At 39.8% G+C, this 19,001-nt stretch carries 18 protein-coding genes; 13 read left to right on the top strand and 5 right to left on the bottom strand.

What is annotated here, in order from left to right; translation table 11 throughout:
* The first annotated feature begins 53 nt into the window (after positions 1–53).
* The 9 genes from IGI46_RS20830 to alsE all read left to right on the top strand — a co-directional run bounded on the left by IGI46_RS20830 (position 54) and on the right by alsE (position 8,320).
* Positions 54–2,579 (top strand): sigma-54-dependent transcriptional regulator, encoded by a 2,526-nt coding sequence (locus tag IGI46_RS20830; protein ID WP_429965932.1) that lies wholly within the window; start codon positions 54–56, stop codon positions 2,577–2,579.
* Positions 2,580–2,763: 184 nt separating this feature from the next.
* The gene (locus IGI46_RS20825) at positions 2,764–3,189 is read left to right on the top strand and encodes a PTS sugar transporter subunit IIA (RefSeq protein WP_429965933.1); all 426 of its coding nucleotides are present in this window, start codon (positions 2,764–2,766) and stop codon (positions 3,187–3,189) included.
* A complete protein-coding gene (locus tag IGI46_RS20820; protein WP_429965934.1) occupies positions 3,182–3,658 on the top strand; it encodes a PTS system mannose/fructose/N-acetylgalactosamine-transporter subunit IIB in 477 nt (158 codons plus the stop codon). The genes IGI46_RS20825 and IGI46_RS20820 overlap by 8 nt, the downstream gene beginning before the upstream one ends.
* A 32-nt stretch (positions 3,659–3,690) precedes the next feature.
* Positions 3,691–4,449: a PTS mannose/fructose/sorbose/N-acetylgalactosamine transporter subunit IIC gene (locus tag IGI46_RS20815; RefSeq protein WP_242704325.1), complete on the top strand. Its 759-nt coding sequence runs from the start codon at positions 3,691–3,693 to the stop codon at positions 4,447–4,449.
* The gene (locus IGI46_RS20810; RefSeq protein ID WP_242704324.1) at positions 4,450–5,280 is read left to right on the top strand and encodes a PTS system mannose/fructose/sorbose family transporter subunit IID; all 831 of its coding nucleotides are present in this window, start codon (positions 4,450–4,452) and stop codon (positions 5,278–5,280) included.
* A 12-nt stretch (positions 5,281–5,292) separates the two neighbouring features.
* A complete protein-coding gene (locus tag IGI46_RS20805) occupies positions 5,293–6,345 on the top strand; it encodes a galactitol-1-phosphate 5-dehydrogenase (RefSeq protein WP_429965935.1) in 1,053 nt (350 codons plus the stop codon).
* On the top strand, positions 6,329–6,883 hold the full coding sequence (hxlB, locus tag IGI46_RS20800) for a 6-phospho-3-hexuloisomerase (RefSeq protein ID WP_429965936.1): 555 nt from the start codon (positions 6,329–6,331) through the stop codon (positions 6,881–6,883). Before IGI46_RS20805 ends, hxlB begins: the two co-directional genes overlap by 17 nt.
* A gap of 11 nt (positions 6,884–6,894) precedes the next feature.
* Positions 6,895–7,632 carry an SDR family NAD(P)-dependent oxidoreductase gene (locus tag IGI46_RS20795; protein WP_429965937.1) on the top strand — a complete coding sequence of 246 codons (738 nt, stop codon included), beginning with the start codon at positions 6,895–6,897 and terminating at the stop codon, positions 7,630–7,632.
* A 16-nt stretch (positions 7,633–7,648) separates the two neighbouring features.
* Complete coding sequence (alsE, locus tag IGI46_RS20790) at positions 7,649–8,320, top strand: D-allulose 6-phosphate 3-epimerase (protein ID WP_429965938.1); 672 nt, start codon at positions 7,649–7,651, stop codon at positions 8,318–8,320.
* A gap of 104 nt (positions 8,321–8,424) precedes the next feature.
* Here alsE and proC read toward each other — a convergent pair whose 3' ends face one another.
* Both proC and IGI46_RS20780 read right to left on the bottom strand, forming a co-directional pair.
* Positions 8,425–9,204, bottom strand: coding sequence for a pyrroline-5-carboxylate reductase (proC, locus tag IGI46_RS20785; protein ID WP_429965939.1), 780 nt, complete (start codon positions 9,202–9,204; stop codon positions 8,425–8,427).
* A gap of 97 nt (positions 9,205–9,301) precedes the next feature.
* On the bottom strand, positions 9,302–9,529 hold the full coding sequence (locus IGI46_RS20780; RefSeq protein WP_429965940.1) for a hypothetical protein: 228 nt from the start codon (positions 9,527–9,529) through the stop codon (positions 9,302–9,304).
* Positions 9,530–9,618: 89 nt separating this feature from the next.
* Here IGI46_RS20780 and IGI46_RS20775 point away from each other — a divergent pair, with 89 nt between their 5' ends.
* On the top strand, positions 9,619–10,293 hold the full coding sequence (locus IGI46_RS20775) for a Crp/Fnr family transcriptional regulator (RefSeq protein WP_429965941.1): 675 nt from the start codon (positions 9,619–9,621) through the stop codon (positions 10,291–10,293).
* Positions 10,294–10,731: 438 nt separating this feature from the next.
* Positions 10,732–11,874 (top strand): IS200/IS605 family element RNA-guided endonuclease TnpB, encoded by a 1,143-nt coding sequence (gene tnpB, locus IGI46_RS20770; RefSeq protein WP_429965942.1) that lies wholly within the window; start codon positions 10,732–10,734, stop codon positions 11,872–11,874.
* 236 nt (positions 11,875–12,110) lie between these two features.
* Here the strand turns inward: tnpB and IGI46_RS20765 are convergent, their stop codons facing one another.
* Complete coding sequence (locus IGI46_RS20765; protein ID WP_429974179.1) at positions 12,111–12,989, bottom strand: MurR/RpiR family transcriptional regulator; 879 nt, start codon at positions 12,987–12,989, stop codon at positions 12,111–12,113.
* A gap of 400 nt (positions 12,990–13,389) precedes the next feature.
* Between IGI46_RS20765 and IGI46_RS20760 the strand changes: the two genes are divergently transcribed.
* Both IGI46_RS20760 and IGI46_RS20755 read left to right on the top strand, forming a co-directional pair.
* Positions 13,390–15,162: an oleate hydratase gene (locus IGI46_RS20760; RefSeq protein WP_429974178.1), complete on the top strand. Its 1,773-nt coding sequence runs from the start codon at positions 13,390–13,392 to the stop codon at positions 15,160–15,162.
* Positions 15,163–15,273: 111 nt separating this feature from the next.
* On the top strand, positions 15,274–16,011 hold the full coding sequence (locus IGI46_RS20755) for a hypothetical protein (protein ID WP_429974177.1): 738 nt from the start codon (positions 15,274–15,276) through the stop codon (positions 16,009–16,011).
* 355 nt (positions 16,012–16,366) lie between these two features.
* On the opposite strand, the gene rarD is transcribed toward IGI46_RS20755, so the two are convergent.
* Positions 16,367–17,269: an EamA family transporter RarD gene (rarD, locus tag IGI46_RS20750; protein ID WP_429974176.1), complete on the bottom strand. Its 903-nt coding sequence runs from the start codon at positions 17,267–17,269 to the stop codon at positions 16,367–16,369.
* 116 nt (positions 17,270–17,385) lie between these two features.
* On the bottom strand, positions 17,386–18,834 hold the full coding sequence (locus tag IGI46_RS20745; protein ID WP_429974175.1) for an alanine/glycine:cation symporter family protein: 1,449 nt from the start codon (positions 18,832–18,834) through the stop codon (positions 17,386–17,388).
* Between the last annotated feature and the right edge of the window lie 167 nt (positions 18,835–19,001).

The raw sequence follows: 19,001 nt of genomic DNA, 5'->3' as shown, positions 1-19,001 counted from the left end.
TGAAAGTGCTTACGTGACTGTGTACAATGTGGGTAATAAAAGGGGGTTGCTTTATGGGGAGAAAGGAACTGATTTTTGATTTTATTACTGAACAAACCGGGAAATTTGTTGCAGGAGAAAAAGACCTAAAGCTAGATTCTACACAAATCTCTGAAGAATTACATATTGCACGCTATAACGTTAGTCGTGATTTGAACAGGTTAGCTGAGGAAGGGAAGGTTTTGAAATTTTCTGGTCGCCCTGTTCATTTTCTTTCTAAAGAGCTGGTGGAGGAAGCAACCGGGCATAAATTTATTACCGACGAGGTGCTTGATTTTAATGAGTTGAGCAAGCAGCTTTTGTCAGAGGAAGGAAGCTTGCCGGTTGATTATCCGTTTACTGAGTTAATTGGCTACGATGGTTCGTTAGAAAATGCCATTCGACAGGCAAAAGCAGCATTGCTCTATCCACCTAACGGATTGCATACTCTTTTGACCGGGCCTTCTGGATCAGGAAAAACCACGTTTGCTCGTTTTATGTACCAATATGCTGAGCGGGTAGGAACCTTAACTGAAAATGCCCCCTATGTAGTGTTCAATTGTGCGGATTATTCCAATAATCCGCATTTGCTGCTGGATCATTTGTTTGGCCATGTGAAGCAGGCTTTTACTGGTGCAGAGACTGATAAGGCAGGTTTGATTGAGACAGCAGATCAGGGGATCTTGTTTCTGGATGAAATTCATCGCCTGGCGCCAGAAGGGCAGGAAATGCTTTTTTCTATCATGGATCGAGGGGAATATTATCGTTTAGGAGAATCAACACAGTCGCGCAGAGTCCAGGTATTAATTATTGGGGCGACCACTGAAGAAATTCAAGGAACAATTTTGGCAACCTTTTTACGGCGAATTCCTTTAACAATTAATATGCCTAGTGTGAAGGAACGAGGACTAACAGAAAAAATCAAACTGATTTATTTTTGCTTCGAGCAGGAATCCAAGAAAATTAATCGAAAACTGCAGGTTAATGAAGATGTGGTTCGTTTCTTTTTGCAATATGATCCGGTTGGAAATATTGGACAGATTAAAAATGATGTGCAATTATTGTGTGCCAATGCTTTAGTTGACAGCATTTCCAATCAACAAGAGATCGTTCAGGTGAAGCTTTCCCATCTGTCTACCTATTTAATTGATCAGTTTTACTATGCTCATTCTAATGAAATGAATGATCAGCAAATGCGGGAAAAGTTGAAGCTGTTAAAAATTGATGAACTGGTATTTACGCCGCAGCAGGAAAAGAATACAAATCCGTTTTTATTAGTGGATGAGGAAGAGAGTGTTTCTCACGATGTTCTACAAACCTATCAACGTTATCTGGAAGGGAAGGGCTCGCTGTCGCCTCTAAAAACGATTATTCATGGCAAGACTCAAGAATTGGCGGAAAAGCAGCAAAATCGTCAGCAGCCTATTTTTAAAATAGTTTCACGAAAAAACTATGAGGTCACTGTTAATATTTTGAAAAAAATCGCACAGGTCAATCACTATCATCTGGACGAAAGTAATATTAAAAGTTTGGCATTGCATTTGGATACGTTAATCGAAAAAATTTCTGAAGGCTATTCATTTCGGGACAATTCGTTTCTGGAGCACAAACGTCAAAATGATTTTGAACTGAAAAAGGAGCTGGAGGTAGCTGAGCATATTTGCAAAGAAATTTCCAAACAGCTGGAGGTTGAACTGCCTGAGAGTGAAAAATATTTTATCTCGCTATATTTGAAGGCGATGAATGAGAAATACACGGAGAAAAAAATAGGCGTGCTAATCCTGACTCATGGCAATGCTGCTGCGACAGATTTTGCGGCAACGGCTAATCAGCTATTGAATGTTGAACACGCAGTAGGTCTCAACATGCCACTCTCTCAATCTGTGGGTGAAACCTTGGAAAAAGCAACAGGGATTGTTCAAAAGATTGATCAAGGCAAAGGTGTAGTCATTCTTAGTGACATGGGCTCTTTGAATATGTTTGGCGATATTATCACTAAAAAGACCGGAATTACAACTGAAACGATAAAGATGGTTACGACGCCTATGGCAATTGAGGCAACAAGAAAATCACTACTGCCCAAAATGACATTGAGAAAATTGGCTGAAGATATTGTTGAGCAGAGCGGCTATATCGGAAATAGTGTGCAAGAATTTCAGGAGAAGAATTTGGAGGAAGGCAGTGAAATTTTTGGAGAGGATCGTCGAGGTAAGATCATTTGTATTTTGGAAGAAAGCCTAATTTTCTTAGATGGAGCCACTATTTATGATTTGTTAGAGGTAGAAGCGAAGCAAATTTGTGAACAATACCAGATTAATCATTATGAAGATTTCTGGATCAAGTTTTTGTTTCACACGAGCAGTATGCTGGAGCGAGCAATTCGCAAAGAACAGTTTTTACGAGAGGAAACAAAGCAAATTATTCAACAGAACCCCGCCCTGCACGCCTATTTACGGGAAATGCTCATACCGATTGAGAATCGGTTTGCGATTTCAATTGAAGAAAGTGAAGTCAGCTTTTTAATGGAGTTGATTGAAGTAAATTCTGGAATGACAGTTTAACAGCACACAAGTGAATAATCGACAGCACACTAACCAAACAGTGCAGCACACATGAAGTAAAAAGACGAATTAAGTGAGAGTCACAAGACAACCAATTAAGTAAAAGGTTGTTTTGCGGCTCTTTTTAGGCAGTTCACAAAGTTGGCACAGGGCTTGCTTTATAGAGAGGTGAGGAGGTGAAAGGATGATTGGATTATTGATACTTACTCATGGTGAACTGGCAAAAGGCTATTTGTCAGCAGCGGAGTTGATTTCAGGAAAAGCAGAAAATATTGATTCATTGGGCTTATTTCATGAAACAAGTATTGAAGCATTCAAGGATGCAGCGGCTGAAAAAATACAGGCATTGGATCAGGGAGAAGGTGTTTTAGTTTTTTGCGACATCTTCGGAGCAAGTCCCTACAACGTGACTGCACAAAATTATCATCTGTTAAAAGGGAAGGTAAATTATCGTTCAGTGACGGGCGTAAATTTACCGATGGTGATCGAAGCAATTTGCAGTCGTGAAACCATGGAGCTGGATCAGCTGGCTCAATATATTCAAACTGTGGGCAAAGAGGGTATTAAGGAATTATTTGAGACAATGGGAAGGAAGGAACAACATGAGTGAAATTGTACTAACCAGAATTGATGACCGCTTGATCCACGGCCAGGTGATGACTGCGTGGGTAAAGAAAACAAGAGCGAATCAAATATTGATTATTGACGATGACGTTGCCAAAGATGAATTTATGCGAGAAGTATTAAAAATGTCAGCCCCCAATGGAATTGACATCGTTGTGCAGGGATTAGATGATGCAGTAGTTTTTTTAAATCAGCAAGGGGATAAAAACAAGCGCTTGATCATTTTAGTCAAAGGGCCAGCTGTGATTGAAAAACTGCTAGAAAGTGGTATAGCAATTGATAAGTTAATTGTTGGTGGTATGGGAGCAAAAGCAGAAAGACGTGTCTTGTATAAAAATATCTCAGCATCAGATGAGGAACGGGCGGTATTCAAACGGATGATCGATCGCAATATTCCAGTGATGATTCATATTATCCCTGATCAGAAGGAAACGGACCTTTCTAAATTTCTTTAAAATTTCCAGCAGCAAAAAAAGGAGGAGAAAAAATGTTAATATCTGCAATTTTAGTTGCCATTATTTCGACAGTTTGTAACTGGTGGCCTAGTCACTTGATCACTCGATCGTGGCTTTATCCCATTTGGTCTGGTTTCTTGGTAGCTTTGGCAATGGGAGAGCCACTAGTAGGGATGCAGGCGGCAGCGTACATCAACTTGGCTTACCTGGGCTGGATTACTGCAGGAGGAACGATGCCAGGAAACTTGCCGGTGGCGGCAGTATTTGGTACAGCAATGACTATTCTGTCTGGTGCAGATCCAAGCTTGGCAGTAACTTTCGCTGTTCCATTTAGCTTGTTCGGAATTTTGACCTTCCAGCTAACAATGTCTATCAATGCATTATGGGTTCACCAAGCAGAAAAATTTTTAGACAATGGCAATATTCGTGCCATGCGAATGATGAATTATGTTCCTTCAGGAATTTTGAATTTTGTGATTACTGGAATTCCAGCTTTCATCTTAGTTTATTTTGGCGCTGAACCGATGCAGAATTTATTGAATATGATTCCTGATTCTTTTGTTACAGCAATGCAGGTAGTCGGGGCAATTATGCCAGCATTAGGAATTGCTATGTTGATCAGCTTCATGGGAAACAAAAAAATCATGCCTTTCTTCTTTTTAGGATTTGTTTTAGCCGTTTATTTGAAATTGGATGTTATGGCAATCACTGCAATTGCTGCAATTCTTGGTTTTGTATTCTACAACACCGGTTTCTTGGATATGAAACCAGCTGGAAAGGAGCAATCATAGATGGAAGTAAAATTAACTAAAAAAGAGATGTTAAAGAATTGGGCCTTAACCTATTCTAGTGAAACCGCCTATAACTATGAACGATTGCAGGCTCTAGGTCAAGCCAATGCCATGGTTCCGGTAATTCGCAAGCTGTATCCTGATGACAAGGAAAGACAAGTAAAGGAATTGAAAAAGTATTTTGTTTTTTACAATACGGAGCCTTCTTTTATAGGAACCATGATTCCAGGTGTAGCTGCAGCGATGGAGGAACAAAGAGCTAACGGTGCCGAAGACATCACAGATGAAACAATCAACTCCCTTCGCACGGGATTGATGGGACCGATCGCTGGGATTGGAGACACAGTCAGTCAGGGGATTGTTTACCCGATTCTAGCAGGGATTGCCTGCTCATTGGCGATTGACGGCAGCTATGTAGGACCAATCTTTTTTGAGATTGCCTATAAAGCATGTTTAATTGGTTTCGGTTGGAATATGTACCGGTTGGGTTATCAAAAAGGGAAATCGTTTATTTTAACTATGCTGCGGGAAGGCACAATTGCTCGTCTGACAGAAATTTTCAGTATGATCGGTTTGATGGTAGTCGGTTGTATGACTGCTTCGCGAGTAAATGTGGAAATTCCATTGATCTTAGATATCAAAGGAGTGGAGCTGAATGTTCAAGAACAGGTAATAAATGCCTTGATGCCAGGCTTGGTGCCTTTGGGGATAACTATGCTGGTGTACTGGTTAGTTCGTAAGAAAGTGAACATCAATTTGATTATTCTAATCATTTTTGTCTTAGGAATTACGTTGGCTTACCTTGGTGTGCTGGGAGTTCCTAAAGGCTAGAGGGAGGACTTGATGAAGGCAGTTGAATTAGTCTCAATTGGTCAATTGACATTAGTAGAAAAAGAAAAGCCCTCGCCGAAAAAAGGCGAGGTGCTGTTAAAAATCATGGCTTGCGGTATTTGCGGGTCGGATATTCCGCGAACCTTTGTTACAGGATCTTACCATTTTCCAACGGTTTTAGGTCATGAGTTTTCGGGGGAAATTGTTGCTTTGGGTGAGGAGGTTCCGGAAAACTATCTAGGTAAAAAAGCTGCCGTTTTTCCGTTACTGCCCTGTAACGAATGCGAATTTTGTCGATCAGGAAATTATGCCCAATGTACAAATTATAATTATTTTGGTTCACGAACCGATGGTGGTTTTGAAGAATATTTAGCTGTTCCGTTATTCAATTTGGTTCTATTGGAAGATCAGGTAAGCTTTGAGGAAGGGGCTATGGTAGAGCCGGCTACAGTTGCCCAGCATGTTATCAATAAGGCACAATTAACACTAGGAGATTCAATTGTTGTTTTCGGTGCTGGACCAATTGGAGTGATGGTAGCGCAGTGGGCTAAGATCAATGGGGCAGCCAAGGTTTTACTAGCTGACATTGATCAGAAAAAAGTTGATTTTGCCAAAGAGCTAGGCTTTGAGTTTGTTTGCAACAGCGGGGAAATTCCAATCGAAGAGTTCATTAAACAGACCTTAGATGGAAAGCTAGCTGATGTGGCAGTGGAAGCAACTGGCTCCAGTGCAGCCTTTGATCAATGTGTCCAGTCGATGCGGGCGTTTGGTCGGGTGGTATTGCTGGGCAATCCTCACTCTGACATGATGCTGAAACAGAAGACTTATGATCAGTTCATGCGTAAGGAAGGAACGATTGTCGGTATGTTTAATAGTATTTACGATAAAATTCCTAAAAATGAGTGGCAGGTAACTGCGCAAGCCATTGCGGCTGGAACCCTGATTTTAGAACCATTGATTACTCATAAAGTAGCAATCGAGGAATTGATCGAGGCATTTAATATGGTTCACGAGAAAAAAGAATTCTACAACAAGGTGTTGATGCTGCATGAAGACATATTATGAAAATACTCAAGCAGTGATGAAAGAATTAGGTCAATTGTTAGGCAAAGTTTCTCAGGAACAGATAACTAGTTATGCAGTGGAGCTTTTGCAAGCAGAACAAGTTTTCTTTATCGGTGTCGGACGTGTGAGGCTAGCGCTGGAAGCCGCCGTAAAACGTTTGACGCATTTGGGCATTCATTGTCACATGGTTGGAGATTTGAATGAGCCGCCGATTACTAGGAATGATTTGTTAGTAGTAGGCAGCGGTTCAGGGGAATCAGTGATTCCTTTAGAAATTGCCAAAAAAGCTAAAGGGTTTGATGCTCGTATTGTTCATTTAACTTCCAATTCAACAAGCTCTATTGCTCAATTGGCGGACGTCATTGTTCAATTTGAGAGCCCATCGAAAAGTTCGCGGGTTTTTACATCTATTCAACCTATGACTACTGTGTTCGAGCAAGCTCTGCTATTGTTCCATGATGTTTTGACCTTGCAATTGATGGAAGAAAAAGGAATAAGCTTTGAAGAGTTGAAAGCCAATCATGCAAATTTAGAATAGAGGGAAATGTTTTGAAAAAGAAAGCAGCAATGATTACTGGAGCAGCTGGCGGCTTAGGTCGGGCTGTGGTAGAAAAATTAGTTGATCAAAATTTTATGGTATTTGTTAACGACAATAATCAAGAACGATTGGATGTCTTAGTAGAAGCATACGGTACCGACAGTGTTTACCCAATGTGTTTTGATGTTACGGAAGAAGCTGCTTGGAAGAAAGCGGCAGCAACTATACAGGAAAAATTTGAGAAATTAGATGTTTTATTTAATAATGCTGGAATTTTTAAAATAGATACGATTGAGGATACAACTGTTGAGCTTTGGGAGAAGACCATGGCGGTGAACACGTTAAGTATGTTTTTAGGAATTAAGGAAATGCTTCCCTTATTAAGTGAAGGCAGCAGTGTCATTAATACTGCGTCAATCGCCTCTTTCTTGGGGTCTAAAAACCGCATTGCTTATGCAGCTTCCAAGGGAGCCGTGGCTTCACTAACTAAAGCTGCCGCAATCGAATTAGCGCCGCGAGGTATTCGGGTAAATTCTGTACATCCCGCCTATATCAAAACTCAAATGGCAGAACATGCTGCTCAAGCGACCGAACGCACAATGGAAGAAATGGGGCAGCGTATTCCGTTGTACAACCGAATCAGTACTGCTGAAGAAGTTGCCGACGCAGTAGTCTTCTTGGCTACAGAGGGTTCACGCTTTATGACCGGTGCTGAAATGGTTGTTGATGGTGGACAATCGGTTAACTAATTAAGGAGGAACGCGAATGGTACAATTATCACCTTCACTGATGTGTATGGACTTAGGCAAATTCAGTGAACAAATTACCTACTTGAATACGGTGATGGACTATTACCACATTGATATCATGGATGGACACTACGTAAACAATATGACTTTATCACCATGGTTTATTCAACAATTACAAGCCCATACTGACGTTCCGTTGGATGCGCATTTAATGGTAACGAATCCAGTCGAATATGTAGAACCACTATTAGATCTAGGGGTGGAAGTAATTAGTATTCATGCCGAACATTTAAATGGACATGCATTTCGGGTGAGTCAAGCAATTAAAGCGCAAGATAAAAAAATGGGCGTTGTCCTAAACCCAGAATCACCTATGGAGTTAATTTTAGACTATTTGCATTTAATTGATATTGTAACGGTGATGACAGTAGATCCTGGATTTGCCGGTCAGAAATTTATTGTAGAGAGTTTGAATAAGGTTCGTTGGCTGAAGAATTATCGAGAAGAAAATAATCAATCATTTTTAATTCAAATCGACGGTTCTTGCAACGAGAAAACTTATCAAACCATGCTGGATGCGGGAGCGGATATTTTTATTATTGGTTCCAGTGGTTTGTTCAGCTTAGATTCAGACATTAAAAAAGCTGTCGCAATGCTAAATGACCATTTAGCAAGTGCCATAGTTTAAAAAAATAACCGAACGACCTTTAGCGATAACTCCTTTGAAATAGAAGGGTTTAGCTGAATGGTCGTTCGGTTTGTATCATTTTATGCAAATATTTCTTGAGTTTTTTACTCTATGGTTCCTTTAACGCCTTCAATCACTGCATTGCGAAAGCCGTGTTTCTCTAGAGCGACAACACCTTTAATTGTTGTACCGCCGGGGGTTGCGACACCATCTTTTAATTCACCGGGATGCTTCTTGGATTGGAGAGCCAACTCGGCAGCTCCCTTAATCATTTGTTCGGCAATTTGATAAGAAAGTTCACGATTTAGACCGTAAAAAACGCTGGCATCAGACAATGCTTCAATAAACAGATCGACAAATGCTGGTCCGCAACCAGCCACAGAACCTACAATGCCTAACAAGGACTCATCAATTTCAATTAGTGATCCTAGCAGCTGCAAGCTTTGATCAATTATTTCTTTGTCAGCAGCACTTAATTGTTCGCTATAGGAGATGCCTAAGACCCCTTCATTTACTGACACAGGAGTGTTGGGAATACAGTGAGCCAAGGGATAATCTGATCCTAAGACCTCAGTCATTTCTGCAATATCAACCCCAGCCGCTACTGAAACCAATGGAATTTTCTTATCCGTAACAGCAGCAGGTAAAGACTGGATAATCGGCAGGACCCCAGCCGGATTCACTGCAACGATTAATAAAGAAGCTTCAGTTAAGTCCTCTAATTGATCAACCAAAGTAAAGCCTAATTCTTTCTGCCGTTTCTTCGCTGTTTGACTTCGGCCCCCTTTAACTAAAATATCTTGCGCGGGAATCTTCCCTGAAGCGATTAAACCTTGAATCATTGCGCTGCCCATATGACCAGCACCAAAAAAGCCAATTTTCATAACAAAAAACCTCCTCCTTCTCATTATAACGAGAAAGGGGAGGAAAGCTAAGGGGTTTGCTTTACTTTTGATTTTTACGATAGCAAGGCTGCTTCAGCTAAGCTGATTTCTTTAGTGAAGCAGCTTGTACGTAGTTGCTATTAGTGTGTTGTGCTTGCGCCTTATTGCCGACAGCCATAATCTTGGCTCTTTCTAAAATGGCTTCTTTTCTTTTATTTTCATAAGCATCAATTTGTTGGAAATAAGCATTTTTTTTCGTTTGGTTTGTTTGATATCTCCAGGTAATCAAGGCGACTAGCAACAATAATCCTAGTAAATAAAACATATTGAACACCTCCATGACCCTATTGTAGATGATTGTTTGCAATTCAAGTAGGACATATGTCATACTTGAGAAAAAAATGGAGAAAAAAGATGGAAAATTATCAACTCACCGATGTTCATCGGAAATTATTGAGAAAGTATGGTCTTTCGGATCATGATACCAACTGTTTTATTCACTGGTATAAGGCAGGAGAAACAATTCATAATGAAGGAGAACCTTATCAGCATTTAATCATGGTTGTTTCCGGCAAGGCTAAGGTCTGTACGACAGCTTCAAACGGCAAGGATTTAGTACTAAGCTATTACTTATCTGGTGGTTTAATCGGTGATATGGAATTGGCAAGTACTAGTGACATTGGTACTGCATCAGTTGTAGCCTTGTCTAAGGTAGAGTGCCTAGTGATTCCTTATCAACACCAGCGCAATTTTTTGCTGCAAAATCTCACCTTTGTTCAACATTTGGCTCGCGGCTTGTCGGAAAAATTATTGTTAAGCTCGCAAAACTATGTTTCTACAGCTCTTTATACAGGCGAACAGCGTTTGTGCTCGTATATTTTGCAGGGAGCATACAAAGGCTATTTTCAAGATAATTTGACAGATGTAGCAGCGACAATTGGCATGAGCTATCGGCATATGTTTCGTTTGCTGAAAAATTTATGTGAAGAAGGCTTAATGGAGCGAGAAAATCACAGCTTTCTAATTTTAGATGAAGAAGAGTTGCATGCTCGTTCCTCTGAAGCTGTGGAAGAAGTGAAAAACGACTAGTGGAGTAATGTACCGACCTCCAGAAATTAGATTTTTGGTCTAATTTTTTGGAGGCGATACAAATCCATTAGTCGTTTTTTTGCCAGTCCTGCTTTTTGCAGTTTATAAAATTTTGTTATTAGCGCATTGGTCAATTAAGAGTTTACGAAGTCTGGCAGGCGAAGTCGGCATATCTGTTTTAAGTAAACATACATAAAAAGAGTTTTATTCAAGCTTGTGCCAGTTACGAGGGTTTGCCTTGATGGAAAACCATTTAACAGAACTTCAGGCAGAAGTCGCCCATCCTCTATAGGTGGATGATGAATGCCGTTTTTTGTTTAGGGGGACGGTGCAACTAAAAAAAGATAAAAAGCTATTGCTACGCTATTCTTCGCATGATATAATCACCTAAAAGAACGCACGTTCGCTTCTTTGGAACTGACAAAAGGGGTGGATATCATGGAACAACTAAAAGCTTACAAGTACCGCATCTATCCAACAGAACAACAAGCAATCTTCTTTGCCAAGACTTTTGGTTGTGTTCGAAAAGTCTACAACCTGATGCTGGATGAGCGGATAAAGACTTATGCGGTAATGAAGAATGATCCTTCCAAAAAATTGAAAAAGCCTACCCCAGCCAAATACAAGAACGACTATCCCTACCTGAAAGAAGTTGATAGTCTTGCCTTAGCGAATGCTCAGTTGAATTTGGACAAGGCCTACAACAACTTCTTTCGCGATAAACGTGTCGGTTTCCCTAAATTCAAAAGCAAAAGCAGTCCGGTTCAAAGTTACACTACCAATAATCAACACGGTACCATTTCTCTAGTGGAAAACAACTATATCAAACTACCAAAGCTAAAATCCCTTGTCCGTATAAAACGCCATCGCCAACCAAAAGGAAATATTCGATCCGTAACAATCTCTTATCATTCAAGCGGTAAATATTACCTTTCTTTGTTGTGCAAAGAAGACATTCACGAGCTTCCTAAAACGAATTCGGTTATTGGCATCGATCTGGGGATTACAGACTTTGCCATTCTTTCGGATGGACAGAAGATTGACAACCATCGCTTTACCGCCGAAATGGAACGGAAGTTAACACGTGAACAGCGAAAGCTTTCTCGTCGAGCTGTACAAGCTAAGAAAGCAGGTAAAAAGCTAAGTGAAGCCAAGAACTACCAAAAACAAAAACGCAAAGTGGCAAGATTGCACGAAAAAGTCAAAAACCAACGCCACGACTTTCTAAATAAGTTGAGTACCGATCTTATCAAAAACCACGATGTGATCTGTATTGAAGACTTACATACGAAGGGTCTATTGCGGAATCATAAATTAGCCAAAAGTATCTCGGATGTCTCTTGGTCCAGCTTTGTGGCGAAACTCCAGTACAAAGCCGACTGGTATGGACGAGAAATGCTTCAGGTAGATAGGTGGTATCCATCTAGTCAACTTTGTTCCGAATGTGGACACAAGGATGGTAAGAAACCACTTCAGATTCGAGCGTGGACCTGCCCGGTTTGTCAGGCTCACCATGATCGAGACATCAATGCCAGTATCAACATTCTAAACGAGGGACTTCGACTGCAAGCCCTCGTATAACCAAATCAAGAACCGTAGGAACTACGGGGATAGCTTGGTAAAAAAGAGAAGCCGCTGCAAACAAAGACATACTCTTGCAAGTAAGCTCTGTTCCCAAGAAGCTCCCACTTCAAGCATGAAGAACTGATAGGTTTAGCTAAGTGGCGGGTAGTTCACTCAAAATCTATTGAGCCATTAGAAGAAAGCAATTTGTACTTAACCTATGGAGCTTCTTACTCAAGGTTCTATTGCGAAAGCTAATCTTTTTTACTTGCTGCATTTTCGATTTCGTAATTTGTTTCGATTATTTCAGCGATTCTGACTTTGTGATCTAAATTCTGCTGGTAGTTCAATGAAAAATAGCAGGCATACAAAGTATCTAAAATAAAATTGATCGAAGCCAATGAAGAAAAATCAGCAATTTTAGAGTAAGATTTTTCTCGAGTCGTCGTATTCAAGACAACATCAGCCAACTCAGCTAGACGATTATTGCCGATGCTGGTGATTGCGATAATCGGCACTTGATTCTCTTGTAAAAGTGTAACTGTCTTTAATAAGGTTGGTGTATCGCCAGAATAAGAAATGCAAATGGCACAATCATCGGGAGAAGCCATGGCAGCAGCATGAAATTGATTGTCAGAGATGAGAGTAATTTCAGCCTCTTTATCAATTCGTCCCAGTTTAAAAACAAATTCTTCTCCTGCATAGTTCAAATGATCTACCGCAAATATCCGAATTTTTTTACTTCTCTCCATGATCCGAACGGCTTGGTGAAGGTCATCATGAGAAATCAGGGACAGTGTATCTTGAATACTTTCCACATGCAGTTGTCCCATTTTTTCAATGATTGTCATCATTGGATCTTTGACATAAAAGGGAAGATTGGCATCAATGGATTGAAAATATTTTTGCAGGTAATTGATTTCTGTTAAGAAGTTTTCTTTGAATTCTACCCAGCCGGCACAATCTAGTTTTTGAGCAATCTGCACTAAAATCGAAGGGGAAGTGAAGGTCTCCGCAGCGATAGCTTTCACAGAGTAATCCTTGATTAAAGTCTTCTTCTCTAAAATAAAATCTATAACGACTTTTTCATTGGGAGAAAAAGGATATCGTTTCATTCTGTCAGTTAATAACATCAGGTCACCTCTTCTATTTCTTTGCTTAAAAGTATAGGTTATTGCTGAGACGAACACAATATGAGTAGGGAAATAAACAATAAAGAAGGGGGAATAAATACTTTTGGTGTTGAAAAAAGTTGAACAGAAGAACCTTTTTAAACAAAAATAGTTAATTTAAAGAGCAGGGAAATCGCTTGTGCAAGCAGTTTAACTTACTGAGACCGGTGGTAATAATAATGTGGTGAGGTCAGTGAGTAACGAAGACACAAAAAGATAGCAGCTCTCGAGGTTTAGGTATTGATTTTGGTTGTTTTTTATTATGCGAAAAAACATACTAATTTGGAGCTCAAATTTTTGTCTAAATTTGAGGAGACTGCTACCCTTTAAGAGAGTCATAAAAAGAAGGAGGACTTTACTAATGAGGTATACAAATGGGAATTACGAAGCGTTTGCTAAAAGCAGAAAACCAGAGGGCGTAGAGGATAAAAGTGCTTATATTGTAGGCGCAGGTCTGGCTGGATTGGCAGCAGCTGTGTTCTTAATTCGTGATGGACACATGAAGGGGGAGCATATTCACATTTTTGAAGAGTTGTCTCTTTCTGGAGGTTCGTTGGATGGCAAGTTTATTCCTCATGATGGATTTGTTACTCGTGGCGGTCGGGAGATGGAAAATCACTTTGAATGCTTATGGGATTTGTTTCGTTCAGTACCCTCCTTAGAAGTTGACAATGCATCAGTTTTAGATGAATTTTATTGGCTAGACCACGATGATCCTAATTCGTCTAACTGTCGAATTATTCATAATCGTGGTGAACGAGCTGCTGATGATGGAGAATTTACATTATCAAAAAAGGCTCAACGAGAATTGGTTGAACTATTTATGACATCGGAGGATCAGTTAATTGGTAAGCGGATTGAGGATGTTTTTGGTGAAGAATTTTTTGCCTCAAATTTCTGGTTGTACTGGTGCTCAATGTTTGCCTTTGAAAAATGGCATTCTGCAATTGAAATGCGCCGCTATGTTATGCGTTTTATTCATCATATTAAAGGACTACCTGATTTCACAGCTTTGAAATTTACACGCTACAATCAATACGAATCATTAGTCAAACCACTATTAAGCTTCTTAAAGGATCAAGGAGTAGATTTTCAATACGAAACAAAAATCGAGAACATTGAAGTAGATATTCAGTCTGACAGCAAGACAGCAAAAAAAATTGTTTTGACCAAAGCGGGTAAAGCCGAAACCATTGATTTAACTCAAAAAGATTTGGTTTTTGTTACCAATGGCTCCATTACAGAAAGTTCAACCGAAGGGGATCATTATACACCTGCACCCATAACACATGATTTAGGCGGTAGTTGGAAGCTTTGGAAAAATTTAGCCCAACAGTCATCTGAATTTGGTCATCCTGAAGTATTTTGTGATAATTTACCGAATGAGAGCTGGTTTGTTTCAGCAACTGTTACTTGGGAGAACTTTGATATTGAACCTTATATTAGTCGGTTAACCCAAAGAAAATTGCGGACGGGTCGGATTGTTACTGGCGGAATTATTACCATCAAGGATTCTAATTGGTTAATGAGCTTTGCAACCCATCGTCAGCCTCATTTTAAAGAACAAGAGGACCAGCAAACGGTTACGTGGGTGTATGGATTGCTTTCCAATACTCCGGGTAATTATATTAAGAAGCCGATTGAAGAATGTTCTGGTAAAGAGATTGTTCAAGAGCTGATGTATCATCTTGGAGTACCAGAGGAAGATATTCAACGTTTTTCAGAAGAATCTTGCAGAGTCGTTCCAGTTTATATGCCGTTTATTACCTCTTACTTTATGTTGCGGGAACCTGGCGATCGTCCACTAGTTATTCCTAACGGTTCAACCAATTTGGCCTTTATTGGAAACTTTGCTGAAACGCAGCGGGATACTGTTTTTACTACAGAATATTCGGTACGTACAGCGATGGAGGCTGTATATCAGCTGCTGGATGTCGAGCGTGGGGTACCAGAGGTATTTGCTTCAGCCTATGATTTGCGAACGCTAGCAAATTCTGTTTACTATTTAACGGATAAAAAGAAACTGACTGAGATGGATATGCCATTTGTAGAACGCAAGTTAGTAGAGCGTTTTGTAAAGAAGGTTGAAGGTACCTATATCAGTGACGTTTTGAAGGATAACCATTTAATTTAAGCAAAGAAAAATACGGGAAGACTGATTCTATCGGTTTTCCCGTATTTTTTAGCTACATAAAGTAAAGTGAGCGATGTATAATGAATTAAAGGGTAAAAAAGGGAGTAATAAATGGGGAAATTCAGTCGAATCATGCTAATACTTAGTATAATTTTTTTTAGTGCTTGTTCTCAAAAGGATGCAGCTAGACAACCAAAAAATGAGGAAAAGCAAAGTAGTCACATGAGTAAAAAAAAAGAAGGAGATCAGCTGGCTGCTAATTATCCAGGTACACTTTTGGCGTGGATATACCAAGATGAAGCTTTTTGTTTTGATTATGAAGAGTTTACGGTTGATCAGTACAATAAGTTTGTTTCGACAGAGAATAACACCCGAGGTACATATGTTTATAATCCGCAACAATCTGCGGCAGTTCATGTAACCTACGAGATGGAGTCAATCGCAAAAAAAATAAGCAACAAAATTGATCGTAAGGAAGTCGTCAAGGATGGAACCTTTTTGGCAATTGCTGTTCCAAATAGAGAAATAGTTTTTTCAACGGATGAGCAGTTGGCTAACAGCCGTTGGCATCGTGTGCCAATAATGAATTATCTTAATTTGAAGGGTTTCCAACGAACAAACGGCGGAAATGAAAAATTGCCAAATGATCTGAAGGTTCGTTATCATCAATATGAAAATAGTGAGGGAAAAGTGATTAAACTTTATCTAGATGAGGCCCCACAACTTTACGGAGTTGGGATTAGTAATATTAACAGACCTGAAGAGGAACAAAAGCTGTTTATCATTAGTAACGTTTCACAAACGATTCCAGAGGATTTGTTCAAAACGGATGACTATGCGCCAAAATGAGATAAAATTAGCAAATTAATTGTAAGGTAGCAGTGGCTAGTCTTATTTATGAATTGAAAAATAGTTTCGCTTACGAAAAGTATATTTTAGCAGAGGGCGGAATTTTTTGAATAGATGTACACGATCCGGGAAGTGAAGAAAGTTGTATTAGTCAAGAGGAGTGAAACCAGGTAGGACATTTCTTTAGGTGATAAACAATTAAGTGAGCAGTTATTTAGATAAATCAGTAATTTCTTTTTGAGAAATACTTGTTCCGCAACCAATTAGTTGGTTTTCAAATGAGAAAAAAGGCTAATAGAAAAATAAAACCCAGCAACGTTTCCCTTTTAGTGGAGACGGCTGGGTTTATTTGTATTTAAAGATCTTTAGCAGGTTGTTTCAATATTCGTTTGGTTTGCAAAAGATTGCCGACAATAAAAACTAGAATGCCCAACCAAATGAAGGAAAAGGCAATAAACTGCGGCAGACCATAGGGTTCGTGGAACAAGAAAATTGCCAGAGCCAGCATGATTGTGGGATTAATATATTGTACGAAGCCTAAGGTTACATAGGATAACTGCTTTGCTGCATTGGCAAATAGCAGCAACGGAATCGCAGTAACGATACCTGCACCCATAGCCAAAAGATTAGTCGTAGTGTCGTAGCCTAAGAAACCTGCTTCCGAAAAGAAGAACAAATAGATTAAACCAAATGGAGCAATAATCAAGGTTTCTAAGGTGATGCTGGTTACGGCACTTAGCTTAAGGCTCTTTTTAGTCAGTCCATACAGACAAAAAGAGCCAGCTAAGATAATCGAAGCCCAAGGAAACTCCCCGGTTTGTACTGTCAATAGAACCACTCCAATAAAAGCACAAAAGGTGGCAATCTTAGCAGTACGAGTTAAGGGTTCCTTCAAATAAATCGCTGCGGCCAATACATTAAATAGAGGATTAATATAGTACCCCAGACTTCCTTGCTGGACGTGACCGGAGTTTACAGTATAAATGAAGACACCCCAATTGATAGAAATAAAAATCGCAGCAGCAACAATAGCGAGGGTCCCCTTAGGATTTTTAAACAATTCTTTTGTTTCACGGAGAAATATTGGTACTTTCCGAGTGAACAATAAATAGATAATCATGAAGACCAGTGACCAAATAATTCGATAAAACAATATATCTACTGCACCAACATTGGGCAGCAGTTTCCAATAAAGGGGAATAAAGCCCCATAAAATGTATGCACTAAAAGCATACAGCAGTCCTGAATTTTTCTTCACACTGATCCTCCTTTCTTATGTATCTTCGAGTTTAAGATAATCATAGTATTTTATTAAGTAAATCGCTAGAAAGGGCACCAATCGGATGATTGATACCCTTCAGTTCTTATTTTTTATTACTCCTCATCTATAGAAACACCAGATAATGGCACAGAAGGAAGTTCTCCGCCATCTGCTTCTTTCAAACGAGCAAAATAAGATTTTGTTTCCTTAAATACTACCGGACTTAGAAGAATCAGTGCGATAATATTTGGAAAGGCCATTAAGCCGTTGAAGATATCGGCAATGGTCCAAACAGCTGTTACTGTTAAGTAAGGGCCGATAAATACTGCTGCAATGTAAACAATTCGGAAAGCAGAAGAGAATTTCGTATTCCCGTTGGTTAGATAACTTAAGCAGCGTTCAGAATAATAGTTCCAGCCTAAAATGGTAGTAAAAGCAAAGAATGCCAAACAAATCATTAGCAATAATGAAGCGATAGTCTGGGAAAGAGGTAAAGCTTCAGTGAAAGCATAGATTGTTACAGCTGACCCTTCTAAACCAGTCTCCCAAGCACCTGTAAGAATAATTGCCATCCCAGTCATATTACAGACGATAAGTGTATCAATAAAAGTTCCGGTCATAGATACAAGACCCTGACGAACCGGCTCTTTTGATTGGGCAGCAGCAGCAGCAATAGGTGCACTACCTAAACCAGATTCGTTAGAGAAAATCCCGCGGGCAATCCCTTTTTGCATGGCAATCATCATAGCACCCAGTGCACCACCAGAAACAGCTCGTAAACCAAAGGCACTTTGAATAATTTCTACAATAACACTTGGCAATTTGCCAATATTCAAAATAATCATGAACAAGCAAAGACCAACATAGATGACAATCATCAATGGAACAATAATTTCAGAGACTCGGGCGATCCGCTGCACACCGCCAATTAAAACGATTGCTACTAAAATAGTTACTACGATCCCTGAAATGATAGTAGCTAAAGTATATTCATTGCCAAACAGACTAACGGTATTCAATCGGTTCGGATCAAAGAATGTTTCAGCAGCTGAAGTAATCCCATTGATCTGAGTAAGCGTTCCGATTCCGATCAATCCAGCAATTGCACCGAAGAAAGCAAACATTTTTGCTAACCAGCGCCAGTTTTTCCCAAGACCATTTTCAATGTAGTAAAAGGGGCCACCCAAGGCATTGCCATGATCATCAAAGGTACGATATTTTACCGCCAGCAAGCCTTCCGCGTATTTCGTTGCCATTCCCAATAATCCGGCCAGCTCCAGCCAGAACAAAGCTCCCGGCCCGCCAGCTACGATCGCTGTTGCCACCCCAACAATATTACCAGTACCGATTGTAGCAGATAAGGCCGTACATAAGGCTTGGAAACTTGTTACGTCACCTTGACCACCTTCTTCGTTTTTCACCATATACTTTAAAGCTAATGGCAAACGGCGAATTTGGATGCCTCGACAACCTACGGTGAGCACAATTCCGATTCCCAAAATTAGAAAAATCATCGGTGCTCCCCAAATAATAGAATTAAAATTCGTTAAAAATGCGTCCATCCAACCCCTCCTATTTTGTTGCCATTTTATCATAAAACTGCGCTTGTAGTGATAAAAAAGTGAAAAAAGATTCGTTTTTACTTAGTAATGTTCGCTTTTGAAGTAAATATTCAAGGGGACGCACGTGATTTATTAGAGATGTTTCAGGATGCAGAACAAAAAAACGC

Origin of the sequence: Enterococcus sp. AZ163 (assembly GCF_050498925.1) — a bacterium.
GTDB lineage: Bacteria > Bacillota > Bacilli > Lactobacillales > Enterococcaceae > Enterococcus_A > Enterococcus_A ferrettii.
Note: the sequence above shows the minus strand (reverse complement) of the source record. Positions and strands in the feature narration are given on the sequence as shown.

Excerpts from the sequence above, each read along its gene's own strand:
- IGI46_RS20780 (WP_429965940.1), bottom strand. The coding sequence starts at position 9,529 with ATGTTTTATTTACTAGGATTATTGTTGCTAGTCGCCTTGATTACCTGG.
- IGI46_RS20755 (WP_429974177.1), top strand. The coding sequence starts at position 15,274 with ATGGGGAAATTCAGTCGAATCATGCTAATACTTAGTATAATTTTTTTT.
- IGI46_RS20810 (WP_242704324.1), top strand. The coding sequence starts at position 4,450 with ATGGAAGTAAAATTAACTAAAAAAGAGATGTTAAAGAATTGGGCCTTA.
- IGI46_RS20805 (WP_429965935.1), top strand. The coding sequence starts at position 5,293 with ATGAAGGCAGTTGAATTAGTCTCAATTGGTCAATTGACATTAGTAGAA.
- IGI46_RS20765 (WP_429974179.1), bottom strand. The coding sequence starts at position 12,989 with ATGTTATTAACTGACAGAATGAAACGATATCCTTTTTCTCCCAATGAA.
- IGI46_RS20745 (WP_429974175.1), bottom strand. The coding sequence starts at position 18,834 with ATGGACGCATTTTTAACGAATTTTAATTCTATTATTTGGGGAGCACCG.
- proC (WP_429965939.1), bottom strand. The coding sequence starts at position 9,204 with ATGAAAATTGGCTTTTTTGGTGCTGGTCATATGGGCAGCGCAATGATT.
- IGI46_RS20760 (WP_429974178.1), top strand. The coding sequence starts at position 13,390 with ATGAGGTATACAAATGGGAATTACGAAGCGTTTGCTAAAAGCAGAAAA.
- IGI46_RS20830 (WP_429965932.1), top strand. The coding sequence starts at position 54 with ATGGGGAGAAAGGAACTGATTTTTGATTTTATTACTGAACAAACCGGG.
- IGI46_RS20820 (WP_429965934.1), top strand. The coding sequence starts at position 3,182 with ATGAGTGAAATTGTACTAACCAGAATTGATGACCGCTTGATCCACGGC.
- IGI46_RS20775 (WP_429965941.1), top strand. The coding sequence starts at position 9,619 with ATGGAAAATTATCAACTCACCGATGTTCATCGGAAATTATTGAGAAAG.
- hxlB (WP_429965936.1), top strand. The coding sequence starts at position 6,329 with ATGAAGACATATTATGAAAATACTCAAGCAGTGATGAAAGAATTAGGT.
- tnpB (WP_429965942.1), top strand. The coding sequence starts at position 10,732 with ATGGAACAACTAAAAGCTTACAAGTACCGCATCTATCCAACAGAACAA.
- IGI46_RS20815 (WP_242704325.1), top strand. The coding sequence starts at position 3,691 with ATGTTAATATCTGCAATTTTAGTTGCCATTATTTCGACAGTTTGTAAC.
- IGI46_RS20825 (WP_429965933.1), top strand. The coding sequence starts at position 2,764 with ATGATTGGATTATTGATACTTACTCATGGTGAACTGGCAAAAGGCTAT.
- alsE (WP_429965938.1), top strand. The coding sequence starts at position 7,649 with ATGGTACAATTATCACCTTCACTGATGTGTATGGACTTAGGCAAATTC.